At 53.7% G+C, this 2,203-nt stretch carries 1 protein-coding gene; it reads right to left on the bottom strand.

Annotation, left to right across the window (positions count from 1 at the left end):
* Positions 1 to 1,933 precede the first annotated feature (1,933 nt).
* On the bottom strand, positions 1,934 to 2,113 hold the full coding sequence (locus OKC31_RS21495) for a hypothetical protein (protein ID WP_270657738.1): 180 nt from the start codon (positions 2,111 to 2,113) through the stop codon (positions 1,934 to 1,936).
* Positions 2,114 to 2,203: the final 90 nt, after the last annotated feature.

Genomic DNA, 2,203 nt, shown 5'->3' with positions numbered 1-2,203 from the left:
TGTCTGCCAGGGCCAGGTTTCCATTTCACGCTACCTGTAGCAGTACCGGCCAGCGGGTACTCTGGTGCAGATCAGCCCGTTGTCAGCCGACAATCGCTGCCAGTCAGGAGCGAGGGTTCCATTTCACGATACCTATAGTAGTTCCGGCCAGCGGGCACTCAGGTGCAGATCGGCCCGTTGTCAGCCGACAATTACTGCCTGCCAGGGTCAGAATTCCATTCCACGATACCTGTAGCAGTTCCGGCCAGCGGGCACTCTGGTGCAGATCAGCCCGTTGTCAGCCGACAATCACTGCCTGCCAGGGTCAGAATTCCATTTCACGATACCGATAATGCGGTTGTCAGCGGGGCTGAGGTGCAGAACACTCCGTTGTCAGCTGACAATCGCTGCCAGTCAGCAGCGAGGGTTCCATTTCACGATACCGATAATGTGGTTGTCAGCGGCCACTGAGGTGCAGATCAGCCCGTTGTCAGCCGACAATTACTGCCTGCCAGGGTCAGAATTCCATTTCACGATACCTGTAGCACATCGGGCCAGCGGGTACTCCGGCGCAGATCAGCCCGTTGTCAGCTGACAATCGCAGCCAGTCAGCAGCGAGGGTTCCATTTCACGATACCTATAGTAGTTCCGGCCAGCGGGCACTCAGGTGCAGATCGGCCCGTTGTCAGCCGACAATTACTGCCTGCCAGGGTCAGAATTCCATTCCACGATACCTGTAGCAGTTCCGGCCAGCGGGCACTCTGGTGCAGATCAGCCCGTTGTCAGCCGACAATCACTGCCTGCCAGGGTCAGAATTCCATTTCACGATACCGATAATGCGGTTGTCAGCGGGGCTGAGGTGCAGAACACTCCGTTGTCAGCTGACAATCGCAGCCAGTCAGCAGCGAGGGTTCCATTTCACGATACCTATAGCGGTTCCGCACTCGGGCACACCGGTGCAGATCACCTCGTTGTCAGCCGACAATCACTGTCTGCCAGGGCCAGGTTTCCATTTCACGCTACCTGTAGCAGTACCGGCCAGCGGGTACTCTGGTGCAGATCAGCCCGTTGTCAGTCGGCAATCGATGTTTACCAGGGGCGGAATTCCATTTCACGATACCTGTAGCAGTTCGGGCCAGCGGGTACTCTGGTGCAGATCAGCCCGTTGTCAGCCGACAATCGAGCTCGCTGGAGCCAGATTTCCATTTCACGGTACCTATAATGCGAATGCCAGCTGGCCCTGATGAGCAGATCACCCCGTTGTCAGCTGACAATCGAGTTCGCTGGAGCCAGATTTCCATTTCACGATACCTATAATGCGAATGCCTGCTGGCCCTGATGAGCTGATCACCCCGTTGTCAGCTGACAATCGAGCTCGCTGGAGCCAGATTTCCATTTCACGGTACCTATAATGCGAATGCCTGATGGTTCTGATGAGCAGATCACCCCGTTGTCAGCTGACAATCGCTGCCAGCCAGCTGCAAGAGTTCCATTTCACGATACCTATAATGCGAATGCCTGCTGGCCCTGATGAGTTGATCATTCCGTTGTCAGCTGACAATCGAGTTCGCTGGAGCCTGATTTCCATTTCACGATACCTATAATGCGAATGCCTGCTGGTCCTGATGAGTTGATCATTCCGTTGTCAGCTGACAATCGCTGCCAGCCAGCTGCAAGAGTTCCATTTCACGATACCTATAATGTGAATGCCTGCTGGCCCTGATGAGTTGATCATTCCGTTGTCAGCTGACAATCGCTGCCAGCCAGCTGCAAGAGTTCCATTTCACGATACTTATAATGCGAATGCCTGCTGGCCCTGATGAGTTGATCATTCCGTTGTCAGCTGACAATCGCTGCCAGCCAGCTGCAAGAGTTCCGTTTCACGATACCGATAGAGGCCATGCCACCCGTTGTCAGCTGACAATTGCTACGGTGTGCAGAGATGGATTTCTAGTTAAACGGCAAACGAGATCTGAGATCCGTTTGGCATTTCAACATTGAGCTGTAGTTTTCCCCCAGCAGCCTCGACCCAGCGTTTAAGATCCATCAGTGTTACGTCCTGTAGTGATGGAGCTTGATCGCAAATCATGGGTTCGGTGCCAGCCTTAGTAAGCATTTCACGAAGATGGCTCATATGAACCTCTAGTCGGGTAATCCCCCCGAAAAACTGAGGTGCTCATAAGTAGAATTTTCTCGTATCTTGAACGCAGGAGGTTCTACATGA

The sequence above is a fragment of the Aeromonas sp. Y293-4 genome (assembly GCF_027705905.1).
GTDB classification, from domain to species: domain Bacteria; phylum Pseudomonadota; class Gammaproteobacteria; order Enterobacterales; family Aeromonadaceae; genus Aeromonas; species Aeromonas veronii.
Note: the sequence above shows the minus strand (reverse complement) of the source record. Positions and strands in the feature narration are given on the sequence as shown.

Bases quoted from the DNA above. Each gene is read 5' to 3' on its own strand.
- OKC31_RS21495 (WP_270657738.1), bottom strand. From the start codon at position 2,113: ATGAGCCATCTTCGTGAAATGCTTACTAAGGCTGGCACCGAACCCATG.